Annotated in this window: 23 protein-coding genes and 1 pseudogene; 13 read left to right on the top strand and 11 right to left on the bottom strand. The window is 73.1% G+C overall.

The window, feature by feature from the left end; genetic code table 11:
• Positions 1-8 precede the first annotated feature (8 nt).
• The 3 genes from ACQP1S_RS02770 to ACQP1S_RS02760 are packed head-to-tail and all read left to right on the top strand — an operon-like array spanning position 9 to position 4,682.
• The gene (locus ACQP1S_RS02770; protein WP_432902605.1) at positions 9-983 is read left to right on the top strand and encodes a hypothetical protein; all 975 of its coding nucleotides are present in this window, start codon (positions 9-11) and stop codon (positions 981-983) included.
• A gap of 5 nt (positions 984-988) precedes the next feature.
• Positions 989-2,890, top strand: coding sequence for an ABC transporter ATP-binding protein (locus tag ACQP1S_RS02765; protein WP_432902602.1), 1,902 nt, complete (start codon positions 989-991; stop codon positions 2,888-2,890).
• A 4-nt stretch (positions 2,891-2,894) separates the two neighbouring features.
• The gene (locus ACQP1S_RS02760) at positions 2,895-4,682 is read left to right on the top strand and encodes an ABC transporter ATP-binding protein (RefSeq protein WP_432902599.1); all 1,788 of its coding nucleotides are present in this window, start codon (positions 2,895-2,897) and stop codon (positions 4,680-4,682) included.
• Between the two features lie 2 nt (positions 4,683-4,684).
• Here ACQP1S_RS02760 and ACQP1S_RS02755 read toward each other — a convergent pair whose 3' ends face one another.
• Together ACQP1S_RS02755 and ACQP1S_RS02750 are read right to left on the bottom strand one after the other, a co-directional pair.
• Positions 4,685-4,963, bottom strand: a complete 279-nt coding sequence (locus ACQP1S_RS02755; RefSeq protein WP_432907735.1) for a hypothetical protein — start codon at positions 4,961-4,963, stop codon at positions 4,685-4,687.
• Positions 4,960-5,130 (bottom strand): hypothetical protein, encoded by a 171-nt coding sequence (locus ACQP1S_RS02750; RefSeq protein ID WP_432902596.1) that lies wholly within the window; start codon positions 5,128-5,130, stop codon positions 4,960-4,962. Before ACQP1S_RS02750 ends, ACQP1S_RS02755 begins: the two co-directional genes overlap by 4 nt.
• 221 nt (positions 5,131-5,351) lie before the next feature.
• Between ACQP1S_RS02750 and ACQP1S_RS02745 the strand changes: the two genes are divergently transcribed.
• The 4 genes from ACQP1S_RS02745 to ACQP1S_RS02730 all read left to right on the top strand — a co-directional run bounded on the left by ACQP1S_RS02745 (position 5,352) and on the right by ACQP1S_RS02730 (position 8,518).
• Positions 5,352-5,576: a helix-turn-helix transcriptional regulator gene (locus ACQP1S_RS02745; protein WP_432902593.1), complete on the top strand. Its 225-nt coding sequence runs from the start codon at positions 5,352-5,354 to the stop codon at positions 5,574-5,576.
• An 83-nt stretch (positions 5,577-5,659) separates the two neighbouring features.
• Positions 5,660-6,316 (top strand): HAD family hydrolase, encoded by a 657-nt coding sequence (locus ACQP1S_RS02740; protein ID WP_432902590.1) that lies wholly within the window; start codon positions 5,660-5,662, stop codon positions 6,314-6,316.
• Positions 6,317-6,357: 41 nt separating this feature from the next.
• On the top strand, positions 6,358-7,494 hold the full coding sequence (locus ACQP1S_RS02735; RefSeq protein WP_432902588.1) for a glutathione-independent formaldehyde dehydrogenase: 1,137 nt from the start codon (positions 6,358-6,360) through the stop codon (positions 7,492-7,494).
• A gap of 10 nt (positions 7,495-7,504) precedes the next feature.
• Entirely contained in the window at positions 7,505-8,518 is a 1,014-nt protein-coding gene (locus ACQP1S_RS02730; protein WP_432902585.1) for an NADPH:quinone reductase, read from the top strand.
• Positions 8,519-8,696: 178 nt separating this feature from the next.
• Here ACQP1S_RS02730 and ACQP1S_RS02725 read toward each other — a convergent pair whose 3' ends face one another.
• Complete coding sequence (locus tag ACQP1S_RS02725) at positions 8,697-10,331, bottom strand: fatty acid--CoA ligase (RefSeq protein WP_432907732.1); 1,635 nt, start codon at positions 10,329-10,331, stop codon at positions 8,697-8,699.
• Positions 10,332-10,430: 99 nt separating this feature from the next.
• Between ACQP1S_RS02725 and ACQP1S_RS02720 the strand changes: the two genes are divergently transcribed.
• The gene (locus ACQP1S_RS02720) at positions 10,431-10,922 is read left to right on the top strand and encodes an NUDIX domain-containing protein (RefSeq protein ID WP_432902582.1); all 492 of its coding nucleotides are present in this window, start codon (positions 10,431-10,433) and stop codon (positions 10,920-10,922) included.
• A 204-nt stretch (positions 10,923-11,126) separates the two neighbouring features.
• Here ACQP1S_RS02720 and ACQP1S_RS02715 read toward each other — a convergent pair whose 3' ends face one another.
• Positions 11,127-12,803, bottom strand: coding sequence for an MDR family MFS transporter (locus ACQP1S_RS02715; protein ID WP_432902579.1), 1,677 nt, complete (start codon positions 12,801-12,803; stop codon positions 11,127-11,129).
• Positions 12,804-12,941: 138 nt separating this feature from the next.
• Positions 12,942-13,490, bottom strand: a complete 549-nt coding sequence (locus tag ACQP1S_RS02710; RefSeq protein ID WP_432902576.1) for a type 1 glutamine amidotransferase domain-containing protein — start codon at positions 13,488-13,490, stop codon at positions 12,942-12,944.
• Positions 13,491-13,687: 197 nt separating this feature from the next.
• On the opposite strand from ACQP1S_RS02710, the pseudogene rfaE2 reads away from it, so the two are divergent.
• Both rfaE2 and ACQP1S_RS02700 read left to right on the top strand, forming a co-directional pair.
• Positions 13,688-15,463, top strand: a pseudogene (rfaE2, locus tag ACQP1S_RS02705) (D-glycero-beta-D-manno-heptose 1-phosphate adenylyltransferase); the annotation flags it as partial.
• 161 nt (positions 15,464-15,624) lie between these two features.
• Positions 15,625-16,497: a glycosyltransferase gene (locus ACQP1S_RS02700; RefSeq protein ID WP_432902573.1), complete on the top strand. Its 873-nt coding sequence runs from the start codon at positions 15,625-15,627 to the stop codon at positions 16,495-16,497.
• A gap of 145 nt (positions 16,498-16,642) precedes the next feature.
• Here the strand turns inward: ACQP1S_RS02700 and ACQP1S_RS02695 are convergent, their stop codons facing one another.
• Genes ACQP1S_RS02695 through ACQP1S_RS02685 form a run of 3 tightly spaced genes read right to left on the bottom strand, consistent with a single transcriptional unit; the run spans position 16,643 to position 18,814 of the window.
• Positions 16,643-17,770, bottom strand: a complete 1,128-nt coding sequence (locus tag ACQP1S_RS02695) for a glycosyltransferase family 9 protein (protein WP_432902570.1) — start codon at positions 17,768-17,770, stop codon at positions 16,643-16,645.
• Positions 17,771-17,777: 7 nt separating this feature from the next.
• The gene (locus ACQP1S_RS02690) at positions 17,778-18,311 is read right to left on the bottom strand and encodes an Hsp20/alpha crystallin family protein (protein WP_432902567.1); all 534 of its coding nucleotides are present in this window, start codon (positions 18,309-18,311) and stop codon (positions 17,778-17,780) included.
• The gene (locus ACQP1S_RS02685; protein WP_091244602.1) at positions 18,308-18,814 is read right to left on the bottom strand and encodes a DUF2231 domain-containing protein; all 507 of its coding nucleotides are present in this window, start codon (positions 18,812-18,814) and stop codon (positions 18,308-18,310) included. Before ACQP1S_RS02685 ends, ACQP1S_RS02690 begins: the two co-directional genes overlap by 4 nt.
• 148 nt (positions 18,815-18,962) lie before the next feature.
• Here ACQP1S_RS02685 and ACQP1S_RS02680 point away from each other — a divergent pair, with 148 nt between their 5' ends.
• Complete coding sequence (locus ACQP1S_RS02680; RefSeq protein ID WP_091244599.1) at positions 18,963-19,583, top strand: pyridoxamine 5'-phosphate oxidase family protein; 621 nt, start codon at positions 18,963-18,965, stop codon at positions 19,581-19,583.
• 37 nt (positions 19,584-19,620) lie between these two features.
• On the opposite strand, the gene ACQP1S_RS02675 is transcribed toward ACQP1S_RS02680, so the two are convergent.
• The 3 genes from ACQP1S_RS02675 to ACQP1S_RS02665 all read right to left on the bottom strand — a co-directional run bounded on the left by ACQP1S_RS02675 (position 19,621) and on the right by ACQP1S_RS02665 (position 21,269).
• The gene (locus ACQP1S_RS02675; RefSeq protein WP_432902562.1) at positions 19,621-20,208 is read right to left on the bottom strand and encodes an HAD family hydrolase; all 588 of its coding nucleotides are present in this window, start codon (positions 20,206-20,208) and stop codon (positions 19,621-19,623) included.
• Positions 20,209-20,306: 98 nt separating this feature from the next.
• Positions 20,307-20,459: a hypothetical protein gene (locus tag ACQP1S_RS02670; RefSeq protein ID WP_176738946.1), complete on the bottom strand. Its 153-nt coding sequence runs from the start codon at positions 20,457-20,459 to the stop codon at positions 20,307-20,309.
• A 165-nt stretch (positions 20,460-20,624) separates the two neighbouring features.
• Complete coding sequence (locus tag ACQP1S_RS02665; protein WP_432902559.1) at positions 20,625-21,269, bottom strand: TetR/AcrR family transcriptional regulator; 645 nt, start codon at positions 21,267-21,269, stop codon at positions 20,625-20,627.
• Between the two features lie 127 nt (positions 21,270-21,396).
• Between ACQP1S_RS02665 and ACQP1S_RS02660 the strand changes: the two genes are divergently transcribed.
• Together ACQP1S_RS02660 and ACQP1S_RS02655 are read left to right on the top strand one after the other, a co-directional pair.
• Positions 21,397-21,954, top strand: coding sequence for an SRPBCC family protein (locus tag ACQP1S_RS02660; protein WP_432902556.1), 558 nt, complete (start codon positions 21,397-21,399; stop codon positions 21,952-21,954).
• Positions 21,955-22,076: 122 nt separating this feature from the next.
• Positions 22,077-22,439 carry a hypothetical protein gene (locus ACQP1S_RS02655; RefSeq protein WP_432902553.1) on the top strand — a complete coding sequence of 121 codons (363 nt, stop codon included), beginning with the start codon at positions 22,077-22,079 and terminating at the stop codon, positions 22,437-22,439.
• The last annotated feature ends 33 nt before the right edge of the window (positions 22,440-22,472 follow it).

Raw genomic sequence — 22,472 nt, 5'->3', positions numbered from 1 at the left:
GAGCCTCGATGACCGACCCGTACCCGCTGCTGCACCGGTTGGCCGCCGCCGACGACGACGCGCTCACCAGCACCCCGCTGCCGCCCGACGGTCGCTACCAGGTCGTCACCACCACTGTCGACGAGGTCACCGCCCAGATCGTGCGCACCCTCCGGGACGGGTTCGCCGGTCGGAGCCCGGCCGACTATCCGCTGCTGGTGCTCGGCTGGGGACGCTGCCGGGTCGGTTCGACCGCCGTGACCAACCTGTTCGGGATGGCCCAGGCGGCCGCCTACTACCAGCCAGTCAAGACCATCGGCCGGTTCGCGCTCACCGGCGGCGAGGGCTCGCCCTGGAAGCTGCCCGACGGCGAGCCGGTGCTGTTCGCCAAGGAGATGGCCGGGCCGTACGTGCCGTTCGAGGCGCTGTTCAACCCGGCCCGCTGCCTCATCGAAGCAGGGTGGCCGGTCGACCGGCTGCGCCTGCTGGTGCTCGACCGGCAGCCGCGTGCCTCGCTGGACTCGTGGATGGCCAAGTGGGTCGGCAAGATCGGCCGTGCGCGGGTGGTGGAGAACTTCGTGCTCAGCACCCTCAACTACGCGCGGATGCGCCGCTACGCCGCCGCCGAGGGGCTGGCGGTGACGCACTTCCCCTACGAGTGCAGCCGGCTCCCCGAGGAGACGGTGTCGCGGTTGTTCGCCCGCCTCGACATCGGTCACCTGTACCGGCCGGAGATGCTCACCGGCTGGGGTGCCGCCGGTGATCTCAACTCCGACCAGTCGAAGATCCACAACCCGGTCGAACCGGAGCCGTACGTCGTGCCCGGCCTGCACGGCAACGCCGACGAGTACCGCTTCCGGGACCGCCAGGTCACGGCCCTCACCGAGGCGGAGCTGGCCGTGGCGGACAGCCCCGAGGTGGTCGATTCGTACCAGGTCTCGGTGACCAGCTGCGTCCAGGAGCTGGACCTGCCCGTGCCGCTGCGGGACAAGGTCTTCGGCTGACCTCGATGGCCACCTCCACCACCACCGGCACCCCCACCACCGGCACCGGGCAGCTGCGCGAGGCCGCCGCCGCCCGACTGCGCATCGCCCGGCAGTTCCCCGCCGCCGGACCAGGCTGGAGTGCCGTCGCGCTCGCGCTCAGCGTGTCCCGGGGGGTGCTGCCGGTGGTGTTCGCGATCGCCGTCAGCACCACCGTCGGGCGGATCGGGCCGGTGCTGCACGGCACCGCCGGGCAGGCCCAGGTGTGGTGGCCGCTGGCCGTCGCCGGAGCGGCGCTGGTCGCGCTGCAACTGGCCGAGGCGGCGCAGAAGGCCGTCGCCGAGCAGCTCGCCCGACGCGTCGACGGGCACATGTACCGGCGACTCATCGCCGCGTCGCTGTCGACCCGGGAGATCACCCCGCTGGAGGACCCGGCGGTCCTGGACGAGCTGGGCGAGGCCGGGCACGAGCTGCGGTTCGCGTTCCGCACCCCCGGCGCGGCGTACGCCGGGCTGATCGCGCTGGTCGGGCCGTACACCCAGGTCGTCGGGTTCGCGGTGGTGGTCGCGGTGGTGCTGGGCCCGTGGGCGGCGCTGGCGATGCTCGTGGTGGTGCTGCTGTTCCGCCACGGCCAGCGGGGTGGACTGCGCCGCTACGCCCGGGTCATCCGCGACGTCGCGGCACTGCGTCGGGAGAGCCGCTACCTGCGCGGGCTGGCGATGGGTCCGGCCGCGGCCAAGGAGCTGCGCATCTTCGGCCTGACCGGCTGGCTGACCGAGCGCTACCGGCAGGTCTACCGCCGGGCGCTGGCCCCGGTCTGGGCCGAGCGGCGGCGCATCTACCTGCGGCCGTACCTGGTGTACACGGCCGTCGGGCTGGTCGGCGTCGCCGCCGTGCTGGCGCTGTCCGGGGTCCGCGCCGCCGACGGGGCGATCGACCTGGCCGGGCTGGCGCTGGTGTTGCAGGCGGTCATGGCGTTGATCCGGCTGGGGGAGTTCTATCCGGACTCCGACACCCAGACCCAGTACGGCATGAACGCCGAGACCGCCGTCACGGCGTTCGAGCGGGCCATGGCCCGCTACGCCGAACCCGCCGACACCGGCCGGGCCGGGCCACCCGCCACGGCCGCCCCGGCGATCGACTTCGCCGGGGTGCGCTTCGGCTACCCCGGTGCGGCCCGGCCGGTGCTCGACGACCTGGACCTGCACATCCCCGCCGGGCGGTGCACCGCCCTGGTGGGGGTGAACGGCGCGGGCAAGACCACCCTGGTGAAGCTCCTGGCCCGGCTGTACTCACCCGGCGTCGGCACGGTACGCGCCGACGGCGTCGACCTCGCCGACCTGCCCGCCCGGGACTGGCAGCGCCGGATCGCCGTGGTGTTCCAGGACTTCGTGCGCTACGAACTCTCCGCCGCCGCCAACATCGGCTTCGGCGCGGTCGAGCACCTCGACGACCGGGCCGGCGTACGCCGCGCAGCGCAGGCGGCGGGGCTGCTCGACACCCTCGACGCGTTGCCGAACGGCCTGGACACGGTGTTGTCGCGGGCCTACGAGGGCGGCCTGGACCTGTCCGGCGGTCAGTGGCAGCGCATCGCCATCGCGCGCGCCCTGTTCGCGCTCTACCACGGCAGCACCGTGCTCGTGCTCGACGAGCCCACCGCGGCGCTGGACGTACGCGCCGAAGCCGAGTTCTTCGCCCGGTTCGCCGAGCTGACCCGGGGCCGGACGACCATCCTCATCTCGCACCGGCTGTCCAGCGTCCGGCTGGCCGACCGGATCGTCCTGCTCGACCAGGGGCAGGTCGTCGAGCAGGGCAGCCACGACGAGCTGATGGCCGCGGACGGCCGGTACGCCGCCATGTTCACCCTGCAGGCGGAGCGCTTCGCCGACGACGCCGACAGCGGTCCGCAGACAGCGGTGGTGAGGTGAGGCGATGTTGAGGGCGATCAGCGGGTTGATGCGGCTGTCGTGGCGGCAGGACCGGCGCAAGATGACCGTGGCGTTGGCGCTGATGGCGGGCAACGCGGTCGCGGTGCCGCTGGCCGCCGTGGCACTCAGACACCTCACCAACGCGGCGGCGGCGGGTCGCGCCGAGCCGGCCGCCTGGTCCGGCCTGGCCGTCGCGGTGGCCGCGATCGCGGCGCTGACCTGCGCGCACTTCGCGCACATCGGGTACTTCGAGGTGTCCGAACTCAACGTGCTCACCACCGACGAGCAGCTCATCGAGATCAGCAACGGCACGCCCTACCTCGACCACCACGAGCGGCCCGACAGCGCCGACCGGATGGCCCTGGCCCAGGACGAGTTGCAGCGGATCGGCGAGGGTCTGCAGGCGTTGCTGACCGGCGGCTCGCTGGCGGTCAGCCTGTTGCTGACCACCGTGCTGCTCACCCTGGTCCACCCGGCGCTGGTGGCACTGCCGTTGCTGGCCGCCCTGCCGGTGCTGGCGGCGCGGCGGGCCCAGGCCGCCGCCGACCGGGCCCGCGAGGACAGCATCGTCGACACCCGGCAGGCCCGGCACCTGTTCGAACTGACCACCGACGCGGCCTCGGCCAAGGAGCTGCGGCTGCTGGGCCTGGTCGAGCACCTGCAACAGCGCTACGCCGAGCACTGGCAGCGGGCCACCGCCCGGATCTGGCGGGGTGAGCTGGCCGCCGGGTGGTGGCGGGCGGCCGGGCAGGGTGTGTTCGGCCTCGGCTACGTCGCCGCGCTGGTCCTGGTCGTCCGTGACGCGACCCGCGGCCACGCGGACGTCGGCGACGTGGTGCTGGCCATCCTGCTCGCCTCGCAGCTCAACCAGCAGGTGGCCGCCGCGGTGACGATCACGCAGCAGCTCGTGCGCAGCGGCCGGTCGCTGCGCCGGCTCGACGAGGTGCGTGACCTGGTGCCGCAGCCGGTCGGGCCACCCGACGCGCCCGGCACCCCGCTGCGCCCGCCCGAGCGCCTGCTGGAGGGCATCCGCCTGCGCGGGGTCACCTTCGGCTATCCCGGCGCGGACGGGCCGGTGCTGCGCGACGTCGACCTGCTGCTGCCCGCCGGCAGCACCGTGGCGGTCGTCGGCGAGAACGGCGCGGGCAAGACCACGCTGGTCAAGCTCCTCAACCGGTTCTACGAGCCCGACCGGGGCGCGATCCTGATCGACGGCGTCGACCTGCGCCACTTCGACCTTCCCGCCTGGCGGGAGCGGACCACGGCCGCGTTCCAGGACTACGCCCGCCCGGAGCTGACCGCCCGGCTGGCGGTGGGCATCGGCGACCTGCCCCGCGCGACCGACGACGACGCGGTGCGCACCGGCCTGGCCCGCGCGCACAGCAGCGTCGTCGACCGGCTGCCCCACGGGCTGGACACCCGGCTGGGCCGCAGCCACGCCGACGGCGGGGTGGACGCCTCCGGCGGGCAGTGGCAGCAGCTCGCGCTCGGCCGGGCGATGATGCGCGACGCGCCGCTGCTGATGGTGCTGGACGAGCCGGCGTCGGCGCTGGATGCCGCGGCCGAGCACCGGCTGTTCGCGCGGTTCACCGACGGCGCGGCCCGGGTCGCCGCCGACAGCGGCGGGGTGACGGTGTTCGTGTCGCACCGGCTGTCCACCGTCCGCAGCGCGGACCTGATCATCGTGATCGGTGACGGCGGGGTACGCGAGATGGGCACCCACGACGAACTGATCCGGCTCGACGGGATCTACGCCACTCTCTACGCCACCCAGGCCACCGCCTACCGCTGAGTTCATGGCCGCACCTTCGAGCTGGACCGCCGCTGCTGCCCGACCGGCACGGGGGCGGTCCGTCGGTGGACGACCAACCCCGCCGGCTGCACGAAGATGGACCGTCGGGCCACCGCGTCTCCCTTGTCGTCCAGTTGGTAGACGTCGAGCCAGCACCACCCGTCGTAGGTGATCCAGTCCAGCACCCGGATGACCCGGCACCGGATGGGCTTGACGAACTGCACGCTGGCAGCGCGGGTCACCTGCACCAGGTCGCCTGCCGCAGGCAGCGGCTCCCTCATCGCCAACCGAACACGGTGCGGTACCTGCGCCACGCCCTGATCCGGGTGCGGGCCGCCTCCAGCACCGAGCAGAAGCCGCTGTCGGTGCACTTCCCGCACCGTTCGTAGTGGTGGCACTCCAGGCAGTCCCACGCCAGCTCCACCAGCAACGGCACCTCGCGCGTCACAGCCACCTCCCAGGGCTCAGGTCACTGCGGCACCCCGCCCCGCCGAGCCCAGCTCCACCAGGGCGGGGGCACCGCGTCACCGATTCCACACCCTGAGTTATTCACCTGTCAATCCTGGTAGGCGGAATTTTGCGGGGCATAATTTGGCAGGACATAGTTTGACGGGGTGTAATTATCCGCTGCCAAATGGGGCAGGCATGGCGATGCCTACCTTGTTTTGCATGGGTGAGCCAGAGGTGCCAGGGCCGCTCGTCGGCCCGGCGGAGATGTTGACCATGCTCGGCGTGGGACGCTCCCGGCTGCGCCAGATCACCGCTCACCCGAAGTTCCCACGCCCGTTCCAGAAGCTGCAAGGCGGCTCTGTGTGGCTGCGGTCGGACGTCGAGGCGTACATCCGGGACTACCGCCGCCCCAAGCCGCCAGCCGACGAGGACGAGCAGGGCTGACTCGACCGGGGGCCACCACGGGACCGGCGGGCGCTGCCGGCACCGGGCGACCGGGGTGGGGCGGGGTCGGGGAGGATGGCGGGGTGACTGTGGATGCGGTGGTGTTCGACCTGGACGGCGTGATCGTGGATTCGGAGCCGGTCTGGGAGGAGGTGCGGCGGGCCTACGTGGCGGCGCGGGGCGGCACCTGGCAGCCCGACACCCAACGGCGGCTGATGGGGATGAGCACCGGCGAGTGGGCCGAATACCTCAGCGGTGAGCTGGGCGTCGACCGGAGCGCCGCGCAGGTCGCCGCCGAGGTGGTCGAGGAGATGGCCCGGCGGTACGCGGTGCGCGTACCGCTGATCGACGACGCCGACCTGGTGGTGCGCCGGTTGGCCGCGCGGTGGCCGCTGGGGTTGGCCAGCTCCTCGCCGACCCGGCTGATCGCCGCGGCGCTGACCGCCGCGGACCTCACCGCCGACTTCCGGGTGACCCTGTCGACCGAGCAGACCGCCCGGGGCAAGCCCGCACCCGACGTCTATCTCGCCGTCGCCGAACGGCTCGGGGTCGACCCGGCCCGGTGCGCCGCCGTGGAGGACTCCTCCAACGGGGTTCGCTCGGCCGCCGCCGCCGGGATGCGGGTGGTCGCGGTGCCGCACGGGTCGTACCCGCTGGACCCGGACGCGGCGGAGTTGGCCGCCGTGGTGCTCTCCTCGGTGCACGAACTCACCCCCGAGGTGGTGGACCGGCTCGGCTGAACCGCCCCCACGACCCGGCCGGCCCGCCTAGCGTCGGGACCATGAGAGCTGTGGTGTACCAGGGGCCGCATGAGGTGGCCGTCAACGACGTCGAGGACCCGCGCATCGAGCACCCCGACGATGTGGTCGTGCAGATCACCACGACCGCGATCTGCGGTTCGGACCTGCACATGTACGAGGGGCGCACGCTCGCCGAACCGGGCATCGTCTTCGGCCACGAGAACATGGGCACGGTGGTCGAGGCCGGCACCGGGGTACGCGGGATCAAGGTCGGCGACCGGGTGTCGATGCCGTTCAACGTGGGGTGCGGGTTCTGCCGCAACTGCCGGGAGCAGAAGACCGGCTTCTGTCTCACCGTGAACCCCGGCTTCGCCGGTGGCGCGTACGGCTACGTGGCGATGGGACCCTACCGGGGTGGTCAGGCGGAGTACCTGCGGGTGCCGTTCGCCGACTTCAACTGCCTGAAGCTGCCGCCCGGCACCGAGCACGAGAACGACTATGCGATGCTCGCCGACATCTTCCCCACCGGCTACCACGGGGTGGCGATGACCGGGTTGCGGCCCGGCGAGCGGATCACCGTGATGGGTGGCGGGCCGGTCGGGCTGATGGCCGCGTACTCGGCGGTCCTGATGGGCGCCGCCGAGGTGTTCCTGGTGGACCGGGTGCCGGACCGGTTGCGGCTGGCCGAGTCGATCGGCGCGACCCCGATCGACTTCTCGGCCGGCGACCCGGTGGCGCAGATCCTCGACCGGACCGACGGGGTGGGCACCGATCACGGGGTGGACGCGGTCGGCTACCAGGCCACCGGGGCGGGCGGTGCGGAGCAGCCGGCGTCGGTGCTGAACAGCCTGGTCGAGGTGGTGCGGGCGACCGGCGCGATCGGGGTGGTCGGCCTCTATCTGGCGCACGACCCGGGTGCCCCGGACGAGCACTCCGGCAAGGGTGAGCTGCTGTTCAAGATGGGCAAGCTCTTCGAGAAGGGCCTGCGGATGGGGACCGGGCAGGCCAACGTGAAGACCTACAACGAGTACCTGCGGAACCTGATCATGGCGGGGCGGGCCACCCCGGGCTTCGTGGTGAGCAAGGAGTTGCCGCTGGACGCGGCGCCGGACGCGTACCAGCGTTTCGACCGCCGCGAGGCGGGCTACTCGAAGGTGGTGCTCAAACCGGCGGCCTGAGGAGACGGCGATGAAGACGATCGTGTACGAGCGCACCGGCGACCCGTCGGTGCTCCGGTTGGTCGACCGGCCGGTGCCGGAGCCGGGCCCGGGAGAGGTGCTGGTCCGGGTGGCGGTGGCCGGGGTGAACCCGACCGACTGGAAGAGCCGACGACAGCAGCCGTTGCCGGTCGGCTGGCAGACCCCGGGGCAGGACGGCGCGGGGGTGGTGGAGGCGGTCGGCGCGGGGGTCGACCGGAACCGTATCGGCGAACGGGTGTGGATCTGGGAGGCCGCCTGGCAACGGCCCTGGGGCACCGCCGCCGAATACACCGTGGTGCCGGTCCGGCAGGTGGTGCCGCTCGGGGACGCCTCGTTCGACCTCGGTGCCTGCCTGGGCATCCCGTTCCTCACCGCGCACCGTTGCCTGACCGCCGGCGAGTACATGCCGGACACGCTGCACGCCGGGGCGCTCAGCGACCATGTGGTGCTGGTGCAGGGTGGGGCGGGCGCGGTCGGCAACGCGGCGATCCAACTGGCCCGCTGGGGGGACGCCTGTGTGATCGCGACGGTGAGCAGCCCGGAGAAGGCGCAGCTCGCGGCGGCGGCCGGCGCGTCCTTCGTGATCAACTATCGGGACCAGGACGTGGTCGAGGAGGTCCGCAAGATCACACCCGACGGGGTGCACACCATCGTCGAGGTCTCGGCCGCCCGCAACGCGGCCGTCGACGTGCAGGTGCTGCGTACCGGTGGGGCGGTCTGCGTCTACGCCGACGACGGCGGCGACGAGCTGACTCTGCCGATCCGGCCGCTGATGGCGCCCAACGCCCGCTGGCAGTTCGTGCTGGTCTACACGGAACCCAAGGCGGCCAAGGCGCAGGCGGTGACCGACGTGGCGGCGGCGGCCGCCCAGGGGGCGTTCCGGGTGGGCGAGGCGGCCGGCCTGCCGCTGCACCGCTATCCGTTGGCCCAGGCCGCCGCCGCCCACCAGGCGGTGGAGGACGCGGTGGTGGGGAAGGTCCTGATCGACACCAGCGGACAGTAATTCCGAGGACATTTCGCAATCACCCGGACAGAGGCGAGCAAGCTTCGCAACAATGACATGGCGGGTCGCCCGCGAGGAAGGGCGGCCCCGGCGCGGTGCGAACGCCGGGGCCGCCCCTGGGGAGGGATGTTGCAGGAGTGACGTCCCTACCCCATCGGCGACGAGTCGCCGAATAGTGTTACGGCCCCGCCAGCTCCCATACCTCCAGGTCGCCGTCGGCGTACCGCGCACGCACCACCTTCTTGTCGAACTTGCCGACGCTGGTCTTGGGCACCGCGTCGATGACCGCCCAGCGCTCCGGCACCTGCCAGTGCGCCACCGAGCCGGCGAGGAACGCACGGAGCTGCTCCACACTGGTCGATGCGCCCTCGCGAACCACCACCGTGGCCAGCGGACGCTCACCCCAACGCTGGTCCGGCACCCCGACCACGCAGGCCTCCTGCACGTCCGGGTGGGCCATCAACGCATTCTCCAGCTCCACCGAGGAGATCCACTCCCCACCCGACTTGATCACGTCCTTGGCCCGGTCGGTGAGGGTGAGGAACCCGTCCGGCGAGAGCATGCCGACATCGCCCGTACGCAGCCAGCCGTCGTGGAACTTCTCCGGGTCGGGGGCGTCCTCGCCGACGTACCGCGCGGTCACCCACGGCCCGCGTACCTCCAGCTCACCCACGGACGTCCCGTCGGCGGGCAGCGGCTCACCCAGCGGGTCGACGATCCGGGCCGCCACCCCGGCCGGAATCCGGCCCTGCGTGTAGCGGTACCGCCAGGCATCGTCCCCGGTCGCCCCGGCCGGGGCCCGGGACACCGAACCCAGCGGGGACATCTCGGTCATCCCCCAGGCGTGGATCACCTCGATGCCGTGCCGCTCGGCGAACGCGTGCATCAGCGCGGGCGGGCAGGCCGAGCCGCCGACGATCACCTCCTTGAGCGACGAGGTGTCCACGTCGTGGGCGTCCAGGTGGGCCAGCAGGTCGTTCCAGATGGTCGGCACCGCGCCGGCCAGGGTGGGCCGCTCGGTGGCGATCATCTCGGCGATCGGCGCGGCCTGGAGGAACCGGTCCGGCATGATCAGTGACGCGCCGGAGAGGAACGCCGCGTACGGCAAGCCCCACGACATCGCGTGGAACATCGGCACGATGGCCAGCTCCCGGTCGCCCGGCCCGAGCCCGAACCCCTCCGGCAGGCACACCTGCAACGAGTGCAGATAGATCGACCGGTGCGAGTAGGCGACGCCCTTGGGGTTGCCGGTGGTGCCGGAGGTGTAGCAGAGCGCGGCGGCGTCCCGCTCGTCCAGCTCCGGCCAGTCGTAGTGCTCGGGACGGCCGGCCAGCAGCTCGTCCCACTGATGGAAGGTGACCCGGTCACCGGCGACCGCCCGCAGCGGCCCGGGGTCCGCACCGCCCACCACCACCACGTGCCGCACGGTGGTCAGCTCGCCGAGCACCCGGGCCAGCAGCGGGATCAGCGTCGAGTCGACCAGCACCACCCGGTCCTGCGCGTGGTTGGCGATGTAGGCGACCTGGTCGGGAAAGAGCCGCAGGTTGAGCGTGTGCAGCACCGCCCCCATGCTCGGCACCGCGAAGTACGCCACCAGGTGCTCGTTGTTGTTCCACATGAAGGTGGCGACCCGTTCGTCGCCGGTCACCCCGCACTCGTCGCGCAGCGCGTGGGCGAGCCGGGCCGCCGCGCGACCCACCTCGGCGTACGACATCCGGCGCGGCTCGGCCCCGGTCCAGGTGACGACCTCGGCCGTGCCGTGCACCGTGGCGCCGTGTCCGAGGATCCGGGCGACCTGGAGCGGGGCGTCCATCATCGTGCTACGCATGGGTGACAAGCTAGTGTCGCCGGTCACACGTTGGGAACCCCCGGAACGTCGAACCGTCCCGGGGATGCTGCGTAGATTGTCCGGGTGAGTATCTCCTGGGCCGACTCGTACGTGGGACAGCTACGCGCCCTGGCCGGCGATCGGACGCTGATGTTCGTCGGGGCGCGGGCCGTGGTGCGCGACAACGCCAGCCGGGTGCTGCTGATCCGGCGCTCGGACAACGGCCAGTGGGCGCTGCCGGCGGGCGCGATGGAACTCGGCGAGTCGATCGCCGACTGCGCGGTCCGCGAGGTCCGCGAGGAGACCGGGCTGCGCGCCCTGCGGGTCAGCGCCTTCGCCCTCTACACCGGCCCGGACCGCACCCACACCAACATGTACGGCCACACCTACCAGATCTTCACCACCGCGTTCCGGGTCGACGACTGGGACGGCGAACTGGTCCGGGTCACCGACGAGACGACCGACGCCGCCTTCCTGCACCCGCACGAGTTCCCCGCCCCGCTCTCCCTCTCGGTCCCCGAAACCCTCGCCGACCTCTCCGTCTTCGACCAGACCAACCGCCTGATCCTCAAATAGTCCCTCCCCTCCTCCCCCACCCCACCGGCTCGCCGCCCGCCCCGCCCCGCCCCGCCTCGCCTCGGTGATCAAGAAGTTTGCGTCACCCGGCGCGCGATTCTTGACCTAAACCTCTTGATCACCGAGGCGGGGCGGGGCGGGGCGAGGACAGCCGGGGCAAGGCCGGGCGGGCGGGGTGGGGTGGGCAAGGCGGGGTGGGTGGGGTTAGAGCATGGTTTGGGATTTGGCGTTGAGGTCGGCGGCGGCTTCGTCCTTGGACTCCTTGGTGAGGGGTTTGCCGCCGGGGGCGGGGGCCTTGCCGCCGAGCGGGTCGGCACCGCCGGTCGCGCCCTGCGGGCCGGCACCCCGGAGCTGGTCGTTCGGCAGGGCCAGGGTGACCAGCACGGCGACCAGGGCGATCAGGCCGGTGGTCAGGAACACCAGGTGCAGCGACTCGACGAAGGACGCCTGGATGGCCGCCCGGACCGGACCGGGCAGGGCCAGGATGGTCGCCGGGTCGTTGATCGAGATGTTGGTGCCGCCGCTGGCCGTGACCGCCGCCTGCTGCTCGGCCGGGAGCTGGGCGATCGCGCCGGGCAGCCGGTCGGCGAGGCCGCTGGCGAGCCGGATGGAGAGCACCGCGCCCAGGATGGCCACCCCGAACGAACCGCCCAGCGACCGGAAGAACGTCGCCGAGGAGGTCGCCGCGCCGAGGTTCCGGACGTCGACCGCGTTCTGCACGCCGAGGATCAGCGACTGCATGCACAGGCCCAGCCCGACGCCGATCACCACCATGTAGCCGAACGCCGCCCAGAGTGAGCTGTCCACCTGGAGCCGGGTGAACAGCAGCATGCCGACGACCAGCACCACCGAGCCGGCCACCGGGAACCACTTGTAGCGGCCGATCCGGCTCATCGCCCGGCCGGTGACGATCGAGGTGACGATGATGCCGGCCATCATCGGCAGCATCAGCAGGCCGCTGCGGGTGGGCGAGGCGCCCTTGACGATCTGCAGGTAGAGCGGGATGAAGATGATCGACCCGAACATCACCAGACCGAGTACGAAGCCCGCCGAGTTGGCCAGCGCGAACGTCGCGGAGCGGAACAGCCCCAACGGCAGGATCGGCTCGGTGACCCGGGCCTCCTGGAGCACGAACGCCACCCCGAGCACCGCGCCCGCCACGAACAGCCCGATGATCGTCGGCGAGCCCCAGGCGTACGAGTTGCCGCCCCAGCTCAGCGCCAGCAGCAGCGCGCTCACCCCGGCGACCAGCAGCCCCGCGCCCAGCCAGTCGACGGTGTGTTCCCGCCGCTCGAACGGGATCAACCGCAGCACGTGGTAGCAGACCACGATCGCCAGCAGCGCCAGCGGCACGTTCAGATAGAAGATCCACCGCCAGTTGGTCTCGGCGAAATAGCCGCCGACCAGCGGGCCGGCCACCGAGGAGACTCCGAAGACCGCGCCGAACAGCCCCTGGTAGCGGCCACGCTCCCGGGGGGAGACCACGTCCGAGATGATGGTGAACGCCAGCGTCATCAGGCCGCCCGCGCCGATGCCCTGCACCCCCCGGGTGACGATCAGCTGGGTCATGTCCTGCGACAGCCCGGCCAGCAGCGAGCCGAGCAGGAACGTACCGATCGAGAAGAGGAAGACCGGTCGGCGGCCGTACAGGTCGGCCATCTTGCCGTAGAGCGGGGTGGAGGCGGTCGAGGCGAGCAGGTAGGCGGTCACCACCCACGAGTAGTGGTCGATCCCGCCCAACTCACCGACGATGGTGGGCAGTGCCGTACCGACGATGGTCTGGTCCAGCGCGGCCAGCAGCATGCCGGTCATCAGGCCGAACATCAACAGGCGGAGCTGGCGGGCCTGGAGCACCGGGCTGCCGTGGGTCTGGGCGGTCATCCCGCCTTCTTTCCCGGCTCACCCCGAACATGCCTCCGCGCCCGGGAAAACCGCCCCGCACGCGATGATCGGACCGGCCGCGGTCGCGTCGGCACCCACCCGGTGGACGTACGGGGGGGTGCCGACACCCGCCGGGGATCAGTCGACGGCGGCGAACCGGTCGACGAGCGCGGCGCAGAAGGCCGGGAGGTCGTCGGGGTTGCGGCTGCTGATCAGGCCGCCGTCGGTCACCACCTGCTCGTCCACCCAGGTCGCACCGGCGTTGGTCAGGTCGGTACGCAGGCTCGGCCAGCTGGTGATCCGGCGACCCGACACCACGCCCGCCTCGATCAGCGTCCACGGGCCGTGGCAGATCACCCCGACCGGCTTGCCGGCCGCGAAGAACGCCTGGACGAACCGGACCGCGTCCGGGTCGGTGCGCAGGAAGTCCGGGTTCGCCACCCCGCCGGGCAGCACCAGCGCGTCGTAGCCGGCGGCGTCCGCGTCGGCCGCCGTCACGTCCACGTCGTACGTCTTGCCCTGGTCCAGATGATTGAACGCCTGGGTGGTGCCGGGCTTGAGCGACACCAGCTCGGCGGTCGCCCCGGCGTTCTCCACGGCCTCGCGCGGCTGGACGTATTCGACCTCCTCCACTCCGTCGGTGGCGAGGAACGCGATCCGCTTGCCCTGCAATGTGGTCGTTGCCATGTCGAATTTCTCCTCTCCGGGTCTCTCTGGTCGGTTCCCGGGGCCGGTGGCCCGAAACGTGACGCCCCTCGCCCGGCCGCCGGGGGCGGGCCACCCGCGGCACCACATCAGCCGTGCCATCCCGCTGCTCCGCCGGCCCTCGCGCCGGCCCCCCGCGACCAGGTTTGGCCTGGTCGGGGCGGGGGACCCCGGTGGGCATGGCAGGAGCAGCAGCGGAACAGCGCCGGCTCGCCACCGTGGTGGAGAGCTGGCGGGAACGGGCCGTTCTCGTCGTCGGCGACGCCATGCTCGACGAGTGGCGCTTCGCCGAGTCGGAGCGGCTGTGCCGGGAGGCGCCCGCGCCGATCCTCACCCTGCGTCGACGGATCACCGCCGCCGGTGGGGCCGCGAACACCGCGGTCAACGTCGCCACCCTGGGCGGACGGGCGTTGCTGGTCGCCCCGGTCGGGGCGGACGTGGCCGGCGACGAACTACACGACTGCCTGGACCGGGCCGGCGTGTGGGACCGTACGGTCAGCGAGCCGCACCGGCCGACCCCGGTGAAGCGCCGGATGCTGGCCGGCAACCAGATCCTGCTGCGGGAGGACTCCGGCGACCCGGACGAACCGCTCGACGACGACGGCGTCGCCCGGCTGCTCACCGCCCTGAGCTGCGCCACCGAGGAACTGCGGGCGGTGGCCGGCGGGGCCGCGCCCACCCTGGTGGTCTGCGACTACGGCCTCGGCGCACTGCCCGCACCGGTACGCGCCTGGCTGGTCGCCCACCGGCACCGGTACGCCACGGTCGCCCTGGACGCCCACGACCTGGCCGACTGGCGGGGGTTGAACCCGACGGTGGTCACCCCCAGCTTCGCCGAGGCGGCCCGGCTGCTGGCGCGGGCCGCGGCCGGCTTCGGCGCACCGCCCGCTCCGCCCCGGGCCGGCAGCCCCGGTCTGCACCTGGACCACCCGCCGAGCGACCTGGCGGACGGGCCGTCGGAGCTGGTCGTCGGCACCGCACCGGGCGGGGTCGGCCGGGCCCCTACCGGGCCGACCGGCGAACCGACCCCCGGTGAGGGGCGGGTCGCGATGACCGGTGACGGGCTGAGCGTGACCGGGGCCGGGGTGACCGTCAACGCCACCGTCGGCGGGGGCGTCGACCGGGCCGAACTGGCGCAGGCGCGACTGGCCGAGTTGCGCGCGCACACCGGCGCGGACGTGGTCGCGGTGACCCTGGACACCGAGGGCGCCATCGTCGGGGGCGCGGACGGGACGCCCCGACGCAGCCACAGCACCCCCGTCCCGGCCAGTCACGCCGTCGGCGCGGGGGACGCGTACCTGGCGGCGATGACCCTCGCCCTGGCCGCCGAGGCGTCGCTGCCGACCGCCGCCCAACTGGCCCAGCTCGCCGCCACCATCACCGTCTCCGACACCGGCACCTGCGTCTGCCGCCGGGAGGACCTGCTCGACGCGATCGGCGGCGCACCCGACGGCACCGCCCATCCGACGCTGGTCGGCACCGGCGAGCTGGACGCGATCGTCGCCGACCACCGGCGGGCCGGCCGGTCGGTGGTCTTCACCAACGGCTGCTTCGACGTGCTGCACCCCGGTCACGTGCGCTACCTGGAACAGGCCCGGGCCCTCGGGGACCTGCTGGTGGTCGCGGTCAACTCCGACTCCAGCGTCCGCCGGCTCAAGGGCGCCGACCGGCCGGTCAACCCGGTCGAGGACCGGATCACCCTGCTCGCCGCGTTGTCCTGCGTGGACCATGTGGTGGTCTTCGAGGAGGATTCGCCGGTCGGCCTGATCGAGGCGGTCCGACCCGACGTGTACGTCAAGGGCGGCGACTACCCGCCGGAGATGGTCCCGGAAGCGCCCCTGGTCCGCCGGCTCGGCGGCCAGGTGCGCACCCTCGGCTACGTGCCGGACCGGTCCACCTCGGCGATCATCGACCGGATCCGCGCCCAGTCCGTCGGGACCGCCGCGGGCCAGGCCACCCGGACCACCGCCGGCCAGGCCACCCAGACCGTCGACCGGGCCGCCGCCGACGGTCGTGCCGAGGCGGTACGACCCGCCGCCGACCCGTCGGCGGCACCCGGGCGGGACACGACGACGGCCCACCCGACCCCGACCGCAGAGAGTACGGGCGGGACCCCGTGAACCGACCGCTCGACCTCGGCACGACCGGGGAGTTCCGCCGACCCCGTCGGCTCGACGTGCTGATCCCCACCCGCAACCGGCCGGCGGAACTGTCGGTCACCCTCGCCGGGCTGGCCGCCCAGGTCGAGGTGCCCGACTTCGGGGTGGTGGTCAGCGACCAGTCCGACGACGACCCGGCGTACGCGCACCCGGCGGCGGCCACCATGGTCCGGGCGTTGCGCCAGCGGGGGCACCCCGTGCTGCTCACCCGCCGGCTGCCCCGGCGCGGGCTGGCCGAACACCGGGCGTACCTGCTGGGCAGGTCGGTGGCCCGTTACGTGCTCTGCCTCGACGACGACGTCTGGCTGGAACCGGGCACCCTGGGCCGGCTGGTCACCGCGATCGGGGAGCTGGGCTGCGGGTTCGTCGGCAACGCGGTGCACGGCCTGTCGTACGTCGACGACGTGCGCCCCGAGACGCACGGGCACTACGAGGAGTGGGACGGGCCGGTCGTGCCGGAAGTGGTCCGCCCCGACACCCCGCAGTGGCACCGCTCGGCCATCCATCCGGCCGCGAACCTGCTGCACATCCAACAGAAGCTGGCCCTGCCGTCGGGGTCCTGGCGGGCCTACAAGGTCTCCTGGATCGGTGGTTGCGTGCTCTACGACCGCGCGTCACTGGTCGACTCGGGCGGTTTCGACTTCTGGCGGCGGGTGCCGGCGAACCACCAGGGCGAGGACGTCGCCGCCCAACTCGCGGTGCTGGCCCGGTACGGCGGCGCGGGTGTGCTGCCCAGCGGGGCGTACCACCTGGAGTCGCCGACCACGGTCACCGACCGCGCCGTCGAGGCGTGGGAGGTCGCCGCCGCCGACACCCCCCAGCCGGCCTGAGCCCTCGCCGGTTCCGGCCGCCGACCCGCCAGGGTCGTCCCGGCCCGGCCCGTCGACCGGCGGCACTGCCCGGCCCGGGCCGTCAGCCGGCGGCACTGCCCGGCCCGGTGCCCGTTGATCGGCGGCACTGCCCGGCCCGGGGGCGTCAGCCGGCGGCGCTGCCCGGTTCCGGGCGGAGCAGGTCGGCGGCGGCTTCCAGCACCTCGGCCACCGGCACGTCGGCGACGAACGAGTCCCGGTGCGGGCAGTTGCCGTCGCCGGGTCGGTGCGGATAGATCCCCGGCGTGCAGTCGACCCCGCAGACCGGGCAGCGCGTCGTCCAGGCGGCGATCGGGCGGTGCCGGGCGCGCAGCGGCGTCGCCCCGTTGATCATGTTGCCGACCCAGTAGACACCCACCGTCGGGGTGCCCACCGCACCGGCCAGGTGCAACGGGCCGGTGTCGTTGGAGACCACCAGCCCGCAGCCGGCGTACGCGGCGGCCAGCCCGCCGAGGCTGAGCGTGCCGACCTGCGGACGGACCGGCACCCCGGCCGCCGCGACCACCTCGTCCACCACCGTTCGCTCGGCGGGGGTGCCGGTGACCAGCACCTCGTACCCGTCGTCGTACAGGGCCCGGGCGACCTCGGCGAACCGCCGCGCCGGCCAACGCCGCCGGGTGTCGCTCGCCCCGGGGTGCAGCGCCACCCGGGGCCGGTCCGGCTCGCCCAGCACCGCCCGCGCCTGCGCCCGGTCCGCGTCGGTCACCGCCAGCGTCGGTACGACGGTGACGGCGTCCGCCCCGACCAGACCCACCACCTCCAGGTAGCGGATCACCTCGGGCTGGTAGTAGACGTAGCGGAGCCAGCGGTCCAGCGGTGGGGCGTCCTCGGCGCGCAGCCCGGCGGTGAGCCGGGCACCCAACCGGCTCATGATCGGGTTCGAGTTGGCCCCGCCGCCGTGCACCTGCAACGCCAGGTCGTAACCCTCCCGGGCCGCGTCGGCCAGGAAGTCGTCCAGCGATCCCGGCGGCTCGTCGGGGCCGGGCCCACGGATACCGGGGGCTGGCGGGACGACCAGCACCCGGTCGACCGGGCCGGGCCGGTCGCGCCAGAACGCCGCGTGCCAGGGCGCACCGAACAGCACGATCTCCGCCGCCGGATATGCCGCCCGCAGCGACTCCAGGGCGGGCAGCAGAAAGATGAGGTCGCCGAGCGCGTTGGCCCGCAGCACGGCGATCCGGGCCACGTCGGGCACCCGCTCACCTCGCGGGCCACCCAGGGCCGGGCTGGCCACCGGGGCCCTACGGCCGGTCGTGCGGGTCGACGGCGGTGTGCGGGTGGTGCAGTTCCCGGTCCGCCGCCGGGTCCACGCCGGTGGGCGTACCGCTGCGGGTGGGACCGGGTGGGTAGCCGGTGCGGCCGACGGTGATGGTGCGCGGCGTGGACCGGGACGCCCGGGGCAGGTGCACCCGGAGCAGGCCGTGGTCCATCACCGCGTCGATGCTCCCGGGGTCCACCCGGGACGGCAGGTCCACCCGGTAGTCGAAGCCCCGGGTCTCGACACCGCCGGGAACGCCCTGGTCGGCGTTGACCTCGGCCTCCGACCGGGCCCGGACGCGCAGTTCCCGGTCGTCCAGCTCGACGGCGACCTCCTCCGGCGCCACCCCGGGCAGCCGGACGATCACCTCCCAGCCGTCGGCGACCTCGGTCAGTGCGACGTCCGGCGAGGCGCCCCGGCCGCCGACCAGCCGGCTCAGCTCGGCGCGCAGCGACTGGAGTTCACCCATCGGGTCCCAGCCCTGCTGGCGGCTGCGTCGGCCCGGCTGCTCGGTCATCGCACCTCTCCCATCGGTCGGCTGGCCGCGGCGGGCCGCAGTGAGCTGGGGGCGTCCAGGCCGGCGTCCCGGTCGACCCCGACCCCCAGCCGGTCGACCAGTTCCCCACCGAGCCAGGCGCTGATGCCGAGGATGGCCACGCCGACCACCTCGATGGCGATCAGCGCGCCGCCGGCCGCCCGGGATTCGGCGTTCAACCGGACCGCCCAGACGGCGGCGAAGAGCAGGATCACCGCGACGTTCGCCGCCGCGTGGGTGAGCGCCACCCGCTTGGCCCGGGTGCCGGCCGGGATGGCCAGCAGGTCGAACGCGCCGGCCGCCGCGGCCAGCAGGCCACCGACCAGACCGACGGTGATGTTCCAGTACGCCACCTCGGCGAGGAAGTCGGGGCCGCCGACCGTGTCGACGACGTCGAAGAGGGTGCCGGTGACCAGCAGCGCGACCGGGAACATCACCAGCATCGGGTGCACCGGGTGCCCGAGCACCTTCAGTCGGCTCTCCATCGCGGGCCCTCCACTGCTCGGTCCGGGGGCAGGGTGCGCCGGTGCCCGCCGTCGGGGACAGACCAGCTCGCCACGCCCGCCTAGGCTGACGTTCGGCGGCCGGTGAGTCACCGCCCGCCACCGAGATCAACGGACGGGGGAGGCGGACGTGACGGCGGAGATCACCTCGCATGAGGAGCTACGCGCGCTGCTGGGGGCACCGATGCCCCGGGCGGCGGCCAAGGAACGCACCGTGCTGCACGAACGGGACCGCGAGTGGTTGGCCGCCTCGCCGTTCTGCCTGGTCGCCACGGCCGGTGCGGACGGGAGTTGCGACGTCTCCCCCAAGGGCGACCCGGCCGGCTTCGCGCTGGTGCTCGACGAGCGGACGATCGCCGTCCCGGAGCGGCCGGGCAACCGGCGGGCTGACGGCTACCGCAACATCCTCGACAACCCGCACGTCGGGCTGATCTTCCTGATCCCGGGCCGGACCGACACCCTGCGGATCAACGGACGGGCCAGGCTGGTCCGCGACGCGCCCTACTTCGACGACATGCTGGTCCAGGGGCACCGACCGGTGCTCGCTGTCGAGGTGGCCGTCGCGCAGATCTTCTACCACTGCGCGAAGGCGTTCCTCCGTTCCGAGCTGTGGCAGCCCGAAACCTGGCAGCCGGACGCGCTGCCGTCCCGCGCCCGGCTGATCAAGGAGGTGGAGACGCCGGCCGAGAGCCTGGCCGACCTGGAGCGCTACTACGGCCCGGCATACGCGGAAAAGCTCTACCGGGGCTGACCCGCCGGCACCCCCGGCCGGCGCGGCCGGCCCGGGTTCAGCGCTGCCACGGCGGCGGGACGCGGACCGAGGCCATGCCCGCCGCCGTCGCCGCCGCGACGCCCAGGTCGGTGTCCTCGAACACCAGACAGTGCTCCGGCGGTACGTCGAGCAGCCGGGCCGCCAGCAGGTAGCACTCCGGGTCCGGCTTGGCCCGTGCGTAGTCCTCCGCGCAGACCAGCACGTCGAACCGGTCGAGCAGGTCGAGCGCGGACAGCGAGGCGGTCACCGACTCCCGGGTGCTGCCGGAGACCACGGCGAACGGCACCCGCCGGTGTGCCCGCTCGATGTGCGCCAGCACCCCCGGCACGGCGGTGAGCTGCGGCAGGAAGGTCTGGTAGGCGTCCTCCCGGCGACGGGCCACCACGTCGACCGGCATCGCCAGCCCGTGCCGCGCATTGAGATCGACGACGATGTCGGCCACCGGCCGGCCGCCCCAGGCATAGAAGAGGTCCTCGGGCAGGTCGCAGCCCCACTCGTCGAGCGCGGCCCGCCAGGCCAGGTGGTGCACCGGCATGGAGTCGACGATGGTGCCGTCGCAGTCGAACAGGTAGGCCCGGAAGTCACCGGGCGGCAGGGGCAGCACCGGCCCAGGATAGCCACGGCGGATCTTTCCCACCGACGCCGGACGGCATGGCTGCCGGGTGGCCGACGGCGGGCAAGCCGGCGGTGAGGGTCGGCCGGTCAGCGGTCCGGGTCGGTGCGGGTCATGTCGCGCAGCGCGTCCTGCGGGGCGGCGCGGCGCAGGTAGTCGCGGCGCATCCGGCGACGGTCACGCCGGCACCGGCCACACGCCCAGGGCAGCGGCCACCACCGGCCACAGAAGGCACATCTCATCGAGGGGTCCCATCCTCGCAAGCGTACGGTGGCCGACTGCTGACCTTAGCCGTGCCGGGCCACGGATACCGCCCCGTGCCGTCGCGGGCGGCGGGAGCGGACCACCGTACCGGCGTCGGCGTCACGGCCCGCATCGTCTTCGCGGCCCGCACGGCGTCACGGCGATCAGCGGCCGAGTAGGTCGTCGATCTCGTCGTCGAACAGCAGCGCGGGATCGAACCCCATGCCGGCGAAGTGGCCGGCGAGTTCGAGCGACAGGACGCCGTGCACCCGGGTCCAGAAGGCCAGCGCCTGACGCAGCGTGGCGGCCGGCACGGCCGGGTCCACGGCCCAGCCGCGATGGCTGTCGAGGTGGGCCTCGATCCGTCGCCCGGTGGGCGGGACGTCGCGCCTGTGGTAGGCGTCGACGATCGTCGCCATGATCTCGGTCGAGATCGCGGTGGTGTCGTCGGGGGCGTGGTAGCCGGGCACGGGCGTACCCCAGATCAGCAGGTAGCGCTGCGGGTCGTCCAGGGCCCAGGCCCGCACGGTGTCCGCCAGTCCGGCGACGTCGGCACCGGCGTCGGCGGCGGTCCGGAGCGCGTCGGCGAGGCTGCGGTACGCGTCGCGGATCAGGGCGGTGATCAGCTCGTCCCGACTGGCGAAGTACCGGTAGAGGGCCGGACCGCTCATCCCCAACTGCTCGGCGATCGCTTTGAGGGACAGCGCCGACACCCCGGTCGTGGCGAGTTGCTCCCAGGCCCGTTGCTTGATCTCCGCCCGCACCTGGGCGCGGTAGCGCTCGCGCGGACCGGTCACGTCGGCACCCATGGACCACCCTCCTCACACCCGCCATCACGATAGTTACAGGCTATCACCATCACTATTGACTGGAGTTCATCTTGGTTATAGGCTCTAACCAAAGCGACAGATAGTCGCAGAAGTGAGAGGTGGAGAGATGGCATCGACCGCGAACCAACCGGTGATCACCTGCGACGGGCAGGGCGTCGACCCGACCGCCCAGATCCGGTATCGCGCCGAGACGCTGATCAACGCGTCGCTGCACACCGTCTGGAACCTCCAGACCGACGTCGAGAACTGGCCCTCCTGGCAGGCCCCGGTCACCACCGCCACGCGCCTCGACGACGGCGCACTGCGCGCGGGGTCGGCGTTCCGCTGGACCACGCCCGTCCCGGAAACCCCGATGACCCCGGCCACGACGCTGACCATCACCTCGACCGTCGCCCACCTGACGCCCTACCGGTGCATCCGCTGGGCCGGCCCGGGGACCGGCGACGGACTGCACATCGACAACGGCGTCCACGTCTGGACCTTCACCGAGGTTCCCGGCGGCGTGCTGGTCCGCACCGAGGAGACCTGGACCGGCGCCCAGGTGGAGGCCGACGCGGCGACCTCCACCACCTACCTCGGCTACGGGCTGGAGGCGTGGCTCGCCGACCTCAGGACCGCCGCCGAGGAGGCGGACGCCGAACGGAACACCCAGACCCGCCGCTGAGCCGACCGGGTGCCATGAATGCCGGCGACGGCGACCACCCCGTCGCCCGGCCCGTTTCCGCCCGCCCCGACCCCGCTGCCCACCCTTCGCCACCCGACCCCTCGTGCCGGAAGGAATACCAGATGTCCCACGCACCGTCGACGCTCGCGCCCCGGGGTCCACTGCCCCGCTCACGACCCCTCGTCATCAGCGCCTGGGCGGTCACCGTCCTCGTCGCCGTCCAGTTCGCCATGGTGGCTGTCGTCCCGGTGGCGATCACGCTGGTCACCGTGCTGCGCAACGACGCCCTCCGCCCGCTACGGTGGTGGGCCGTCACGCTCGGTACGGCCTACGGCGCGGGCCTGGCGCTCTGGGCGATCGGCCCGGACCGCGCCCCCAGCCTGTCGAAGAACCTCCACCCGGGGCACGAGGTCGCCATCGTCGTCCTCGGCATCGCCCTCGCCATCGCCTACCACGCCCTGCGCAGACGACCTTACGCCCGGTGACCGGGGCCGACCGCGTGCGACGGGGCCGATCGG

The sequence above is a fragment of the Micromonospora matsumotoense genome (assembly GCF_050951065.1).
Taxonomy (GTDB): Bacteria; Actinomycetota; Actinomycetes; order Mycobacteriales; family Micromonosporaceae; genus Micromonospora; species Micromonospora matsumotoensis.
Note: the sequence above shows the minus strand (reverse complement) of the source record. Positions and strands in the feature narration are given on the sequence as shown.

Coding starts and splice junctions, on each gene's coding strand:
- ACQP1S_RS02670 (WP_176738946.1), bottom strand. CDS start 20,459: ATGAGATGTGCCTTCTGTGGCCGGTGGTGGCCGCTGCCCTGGGCGTGT.
- ACQP1S_RS02765 (WP_432902602.1), top strand. CDS start 989: ATGGCCACCTCCACCACCACCGGCACCCCCACCACCGGCACCGGGCAG.
- ACQP1S_RS02665 (WP_432902559.1), bottom strand. CDS start 21,269: ATGGGTGCCGACGTGACCGGTCCGCGCGAGCGCTACCGCGCCCAGGTG.
- ACQP1S_RS02660 (WP_432902556.1), top strand. CDS start 21,397: ATGGCATCGACCGCGAACCAACCGGTGATCACCTGCGACGGGCAGGGC.
- ACQP1S_RS02690 (WP_432902567.1), bottom strand. CDS start 18,311: ATGACCGAGCAGCCGGGCCGACGCAGCCGCCAGCAGGGCTGGGACCCG.
- ACQP1S_RS02735 (WP_432902588.1), top strand. CDS start 6,358: ATGAGAGCTGTGGTGTACCAGGGGCCGCATGAGGTGGCCGTCAACGAC.
- ACQP1S_RS02685 (WP_091244602.1), bottom strand. CDS start 18,814: ATGGAGAGCCGACTGAAGGTGCTCGGGCACCCGGTGCACCCGATGCTG.
- ACQP1S_RS02770 (WP_432902605.1), top strand. CDS start 9: ATGACCGACCCGTACCCGCTGCTGCACCGGTTGGCCGCCGCCGACGAC.
- ACQP1S_RS02710 (WP_432902576.1), bottom strand. CDS start 13,490: ATGGCAACGACCACATTGCAGGGCAAGCGGATCGCGTTCCTCGCCACC.
- ACQP1S_RS02715 (WP_432902579.1), bottom strand. CDS start 12,803: ATGACCGCCCAGACCCACGGCAGCCCGGTGCTCCAGGCCCGCCAGCTC.
- ACQP1S_RS02730 (WP_432902585.1), top strand. CDS start 7,505: ATGAAGACGATCGTGTACGAGCGCACCGGCGACCCGTCGGTGCTCCGG.
- ACQP1S_RS02725 (WP_432907732.1), bottom strand. CDS start 10,331: ATGGACGCCCCGCTCCAGGTCGCCCGGATCCTCGGACACGGCGCCACG.
- ACQP1S_RS02755 (WP_432907735.1), bottom strand. CDS start 4,963: ATGAGGGAGCCGCTGCCTGCGGCAGGCGACCTGGTGCAGGTGACCCGC.
- ACQP1S_RS02655 (WP_432902553.1), top strand. CDS start 22,077: ATGTCCCACGCACCGTCGACGCTCGCGCCCCGGGGTCCACTGCCCCGC.
- ACQP1S_RS02760 (WP_432902599.1), top strand. CDS start 2,895: ATGTTGAGGGCGATCAGCGGGTTGATGCGGCTGTCGTGGCGGCAGGAC.
- ACQP1S_RS02745 (WP_432902593.1), top strand. CDS start 5,352: ATGGGTGAGCCAGAGGTGCCAGGGCCGCTCGTCGGCCCGGCGGAGATG.